This is a genomic window from Actinomycetota bacterium (genome assembly GCA_040905475.1).
Classification (GTDB): Bacteria; Actinomycetota; AC-67; order AC-67; family AC-67; genus DATFGK01.
This window is the reverse complement of sequence record JBBDRM010000083.1, coordinates 1-5,571: the sequence shown is the minus strand read 5'-3', so window position 1 is coordinate 5,571 and position 5,571 is coordinate 1. Positions and strand designations below refer to the sequence as shown.

6 protein-coding genes are annotated in these 5,571 nt (G+C 68.8%); 3 read left to right on the top strand and 3 right to left on the bottom strand.

Annotation, left to right across the window (positions count from 1 at the left end; all coding sequences use genetic code 11):
- Window positions 1–827, bottom strand: an 827-nt coding sequence (locus tag WEB06_08705) for a phosphotransferase family protein (GenBank protein MEX2555699.1), incomplete at its 3' end; no start/stop codon positions are given.
- 73 nt (window positions 828–900) lie between these two features.
- Here WEB06_08705 and WEB06_08700 point away from each other — a divergent pair.
- Window positions 901–2,046 (top strand): CaiB/BaiF CoA-transferase family protein, encoded by a 1,146-nt coding sequence (locus tag WEB06_08700; protein MEX2555698.1) that lies wholly within the window; start codon window positions 901–903, stop codon window positions 2,044–2,046.
- A complete protein-coding gene (locus tag WEB06_08695; protein MEX2555697.1) occupies window positions 2,043–3,632 on the top strand; it encodes an acyl-CoA synthetase in 1,590 nt (529 codons plus the stop codon). Before WEB06_08700 ends, WEB06_08695 begins: the two co-directional genes overlap by 4 nt.
- Window positions 3,633–3,693: 61 nt before the next feature.
- Here WEB06_08695 and WEB06_08690 read toward each other — a convergent pair whose 3' ends face one another.
- On the bottom strand, window positions 3,694–4,404 hold the full coding sequence (locus WEB06_08690) for an MtnX-like HAD-IB family phosphatase (GenBank protein ID MEX2555696.1): 711 nt from the start codon (window positions 4,402–4,404) through the stop codon (window positions 3,694–3,696).
- A gap of 32 nt (window positions 4,405–4,436) precedes the next feature.
- Here WEB06_08690 and WEB06_08685 point away from each other — a divergent pair, with 32 nt between their 5' ends.
- Window positions 4,437–4,856, top strand: a complete 420-nt coding sequence (locus WEB06_08685) for a pyridoxamine 5'-phosphate oxidase family protein (protein MEX2555695.1) — start codon at window positions 4,437–4,439, stop codon at window positions 4,854–4,856.
- Here the strand turns inward: WEB06_08685 and WEB06_08680 are convergent.
- The coding region (locus tag WEB06_08680; GenBank protein MEX2555694.1) for a hypothetical protein at window positions 4,853–5,571 on the bottom strand (719 nt) is incomplete at its 5' end. The genes WEB06_08685 and WEB06_08680 overlap by 4 nt on opposite strands.

Sequence of the window (5,571 nt, the reverse complement as noted above, 5' to 3'; positions counted from 1 at the left end):
CCCTCGCTGAACACGCGGTCGAAGTAGAGGAACCACGCGAGGTCCATCTCGGGCTCGGCGATCGTGGCCATCTCCCAGTCGAGCACCGCGACGCAGGTGAAGTCGTCGAACATCTGGTTGCCGATGCGCGAGTCGCCCCAGCAGAGGCCGGGTTCCCCGTCGGCCCCGTCGAGCAGCTCCCGATCCAGTCGCCGGAACGCACGCTCGAGCGTGTCGACGCCGTTCGCGCCGACCCAGCTCTGATACTCGCGCCAATACGCGAGCTCCGACGCCGGGCCCGGCTCCCCGGTGCGCGACGCGCGCAAGAAGGACAAGTCGAACGTTCCGATGTCGATGCGGTTCACCGCGGCCATCGCCTCGAGCCCGCTCCACCACACGCGCCCCTGGTTCTCGGGGATCGCGTCGAGCAGCCAGCCCTGCGTCGTGTACGGCGGGTTGTCCATCGGAACGTCGCCGTCGACGCGCTCCATCACGAAGAACGGCGACCCCAGGAACGCCGTGTCCGTCTCCAGGCCGAACACCCTCGGCAGCGGGACGTCGGTCGAGCCGAGCGCGCTCATCACGCGATGCTCGGCGGCGAACGCGTCGTCGGGGAACACCGTGTGGCGCGAAGGCTTGACGCGCGCGACGAAGCGGTTCTCGATGCGCCGGCCCTCGGCGTCCTTCCACCGCGCGTCGAACAACAGCGTCTCGTGGGAGTAGCCGGAGTAGGTCGGGCCGCCGACCTCGGAGACCCAGACGTCCTCAGAGCCGGGCTGCCGCGCCTCGATCCAGCGCTTCAGCGCCTCCCGCGCTTCCCCACGATCGCGTTGCGCCGGTACCGGCATCCCGCTTTCCCTCCCTAAGCCGCCGCGCTTACGATTCCTGAAACGTGTTCTAGTCGTCAAGGCGGGAGGCGGAGTGAGCGAGGAGCGTCGTGGGCCGCTGACGGGGATCCGCGCGATCGAGATCGCCGGCGCGGGGCCCGGCCCCTTCGCCTCGATGATGCTCGCCGACATGGGAGCCGACGTCCTGCGCATCGACCGGACCTCTGGGGCGTTGCCGGTCGGGGCGGGAACGGTCCTCGACCGCGGGCGGCGCTCCGCGGGGATCGACCTCAAGAATCCCGCCGGGGTCGAAACGCTGCTCCGACTCATCGAGGGCGCAGACGTCCTGCTCGAGGGGTTCCGGCCCGGCGTCGCGGAACGGCTCGGCATCGGACCCGACGTGTGCCTCGAGCGGAACCCGCGGCTCGTGTACGGGCGCATGACCGGCTGGGGGCAGGACGGCCCCCTCGCCAAAGCGGCCGGGCACGACATCAACTACATCGCGATCGCCGGGGTGCTCGGCGCGATCGGGCCGAAGGACGGGCCGCCGTCGGTGCCGCTCAACCTCATCGGCGACTTCGGCGGCGGCGGCATGCTGCTGGCGTTCGGCGTGGTGTGCGCGCTCCTCGAGCGGAACACGTCGGATCGCGGCCAGGTCGTCGACGCGGCGATGGTCGACGGGGCGCCGCTGCTCGCGGTCGTCAGCCACGCGTACGCCGGCTTCGGCTGGGTCGAGGAGCGCGAGTCGAACATGCTCGACGGCGGCGCGCACTTCTACAACGTCTACGAGTGCGCCGACGGGCAGTACGTGGCGGTCGGCGCGATCGAGCCGCAGTTCTACGCGGCGCTCATCGCCGGGCTCGGCCTTTCCGGCGAAGATCTACCCGAGCAGATGGACGTCGCCTCCTGGCCCGAGATGCGAAAGCGGTTCGCCGAGATCTTCCGGACGAGGACCCGCGAGGAATGGAGCACGGCGCTCGAGGGAACGGACGCGCTTGTCTCGCCGGTCCTTACTTGGACCGAAGCGAAGAACCACCCGCACAACGTCGCGCGCGGAACGTACGTCACCCCCGCGGACGGGATCCCACAGCCGGGCCCGGCCCCGCGGCTGAGCCGCACGCCGGGCGCGATCGCGCGGCCGGCGCCGAGCGCGGGTCAGCACACCGACGAAGCCCTGGCCGACTGGGGATTCGACGCCGCCGAGATCGCCGCGCTCAAGCAGCAGGGCGCGATCGCATGAGCGACCGCACCTACTCGCTCGCCGATCTCTTCGAGATCGTTGCCGACGTCGTCCCCGAACGGCTCGCGCTCGTCGCCGGCGACCAACGCCGAACCTACCGCGAGCTCGACGAGCGGACGAACCGGCTCGCGCACGCCCTCGCGGCGCGCGGCGTCGACCCCGGCGAGCACGTGGCGATCATCTCCTACAACCGCGTCGAGTGGATCGAGGCGATGATCGCGTGCTTCAAGCTGCGCGCCGTCCCGATCAACGTGAACTTCCGCTACGTCGCCGACGAGCTCCACTACGTGCTGGACAACGCCGACGTCGTCGCGGTGATCCGCGAGCCCGAGTTCGCGGACGTTCTCGAGCAGATCCGCGGACGGCTGCCGCGGGTCGAGGCCGTGCTCGAGATCGGCGACGAGTACGAGGAGGCGATCGCCGACTCGTCGCCCGCGCGCGACTTCGCGCCGCGCTCGTCCGACGATCACTACGTGCTGTACACGGGCGGGACGACCGGCCTTCCGAAGGGCGTCGTCTGGCGGCACGAGGACATCTTCTTCGCGGCGCTCGGCGGCGGCGGGTTCGGGCTCGACCCGATCACGTCGCCCGAGGAGCTCGCCGGCCGCGTCTTGCCCGAGGAGAACCGCATGGTCCCGGTCGTCAACGCGCCGATGATGCACGGCGGCGGGCAGTGGATGACGTTCATCACGTTCTTCGGCGGCGGGACGATCGTGCTCTACACGGGACGAACATTCGACGCCGACGCGATCTGGCGTCTGGTCGAACGCGAGCGCTGCAACCAGGTGATGGTCGTCGGCGACGCGATGGCGCGGCCGCTGGCGGAAGCGCTCGCGAAACCCGGGGCGAGCTACGACGTCTCGAGCGTGTTCGTGATCGGATCCGGAGGCGCGATCCTGTCGGAGCCGGTGCGCGAGCAGCTCCGCGCGCACCTCCCCAACGCCGGGATCTGGGACGGTTTCGGGACGAGCGAGACCGGCGCCGGCGGCCAGGTCGTCGACGCGTCGAAGGGTCCGCAGATGGCGGTCGGCGCGTCGATCGCGGTGCTGGGCGACGATCTCCGGCCGGTCGAGCCGGGCTCGGGCCGGATCGGCACGCTCGCGCGCAGCGGGAACATCCCGCTCGGCTACTACAACGACCCGGCGAAATCCGCGTCCGTGTTCGTAAAGGATCCCGACGGCAAGCGCTGGGCGCTGACCGGCGACATGGCTTCCGTCGATGCCGACGGCATGATCGCCTTCTTCGGGCGCGGCTCGGTGTGCATCAACACCGGCGGCGAGAAGGTCTACCCCGAGGAGGTCGAGGCGGCCGTCAAGTCCCACCACGGCGTCTTCGACGTGGTCGTCGTCGGGATCCCAGACGAGCGGTTCGTCGAACGCATCGCCGCGGTCGTGCAGCCGCGGCCGGGCGCGGAGGTGACCCTCGAGGAGATTCAGGAGCACTGCCGCGCGAAGGTCGCCGGGTACAAGCTCCCGCGCAAGCTCGTGCTGGTCGATGCGGTCGTCCGAACGCCGGTCGGGAAGCCCGACTACCGCTGGGCGAAAGAGGTCGCCGTTCGCTCGCCGCTTCGGCCGGCTGGTTCGTGACCGTTTCTGCTCGATCCACCAAAGCTTGGCCCAAAACGTGCCTGGATGGGCCACTTTTGGGTCACGCTTCCGTTCGCGGGAGGGTCCAACCCGGACACCGCTCGGGCGCCGGACGGTCCGTGAACTCCACCCCCGCGTTCAGCGCGTCACGGATGTCGGCGAAGGTGTCCCACGCCACGTAAGGCACGCCCATCTCGTCGCACAGCGCAGGAAGATGCTTCTTCGCGAACACGAGGTCGGCGTACAGGGCGCCGTAACGGTCCGTGTGTCCCTCGCCGACGAACGCGACCGGACCACCGGTGCGCTCCCGAGCCTCGAGCACGGCCCGCATCTTGCAGGTCCCGCACCCGATGCATTCGCCGTGCGCGAACGGGAACTCCAGCCGCGGGAGCCCGCCGCCGAACACGGTGCGGTTGGTGAGCACGGGGACGCCCTCGACACCCGCCGCGCCGAGCATGCGCTCGATGTAGAAGCCGAAACCGTCGGAAACAACGGATACTTCGATCTCGCGCTCGCGACACCACGACACGAACGGCGCGAAGGTTTCGTCGACGTGGAAGCGCGCGACGGCCTCGTCGATGAGCTCCGCGCGCGACCCGCCGAGGAGCGCGATCTGACGCTGCGCGCACTCGCGCGAGCCGATATCGCCGCGCATGAATTCCCGGTCGATCTCCTCCCACTCAGGCGATCCGTGCGTTGCGAGCAGTTGCTCGGAGACGTCCTCATCGACCATCGTGCCGTCGAAGTCGCAGAGGATCGCGCGCGGGAGCATCGCGCGCACCCTACCGGCTAAAATCCCGCTCGATGCGCAACGAGCTCGGCATCGACGGCCTCGGCGACCTGGTCGATCTCCCCATCGTCGCGACGCTCGCCACGTATCGCCGCGACGGCACGGTCCTCCTCTCGCCGGTGTGGCACGAGTGGCGCGACGGCGGCTTCAACGTCGTGATCGAGGCGGGCGACGTCAAGGCCCGTCACGTGGAGCGCGACCCTCGCGCCTCGCTTGCGCTCTACGAGAGCGATCCCCCGTACCGCGGCCTGGAGCTGCGCAGCAAGGCACGTCTGGACGGCAAAGGAGCCTTCGACGCCCAGCGGCGGATCGCGATCCGGTACCTCGGGCAGGAGATGGGCGAGGCGTACGCCGTGGAGCCCAGCGGCAGCGAGGTCATCCTGAGGCTCGAGCCGGGCGATCTGCGGACCTGGGACTTCGCCGACGGCTTCTAGAGGTGGAGCTCTACCGTTTCGAGAACCTCACGGATCAGTGGGATCCCGTGCTTGAGACCATTCTTCCCCAGCAACGTGTTCCCTGAGGCAAAGTAGATCCTTCGGTCGATGATCGTACGCATATCTACGAAGGTCCCGGGAGATTCGCCGTCGGTTGATGATATGAGCGCCCAACCCCAGATCCGGCCATTTATATTGATCTTCTTGCACTCAAGGATCTTGAGGACGCTTGATGCCTCACACATGACTCGTAGAAGGTCGTCCACTGTGCGGGCGTCGTGCAATTTGTAGACCACGCCTCGCCGCCAGTCTTCGACGTCGATCTCGATGGGGACTTCCACCTCACTGGAATGTTCCCGGAAGTTCGCAAGCTCCGCGCCGCTGTGATCGGAATGGATGGGCGCCAGCAATCCCGCCGGATACCACAGTTCCCACACGCCGTTCTCGCTCGTGTACCGAACCTTGTCGCCGACCCGAAGGGGTGGAGGGGTCGGCTTGATCGAAGGTGTCGGGGAGGGCGTCGGGGCCGGGGTCACCGATGGGCTCGGGCTGGCGGTCGGACTCGTGGGCGGGGCAGCAACGCGTCGCCTGGAGATGTCATCGGCCAGCAGCCGGGATCCAACGATGGCCCCCAGGGAGAGCACAACCGCGAGCCCGGCGTGGCCCGCGTCTGAGCTTGCGTCCGCTTTGGGCCTGAGGAAATCCCACACCTTCA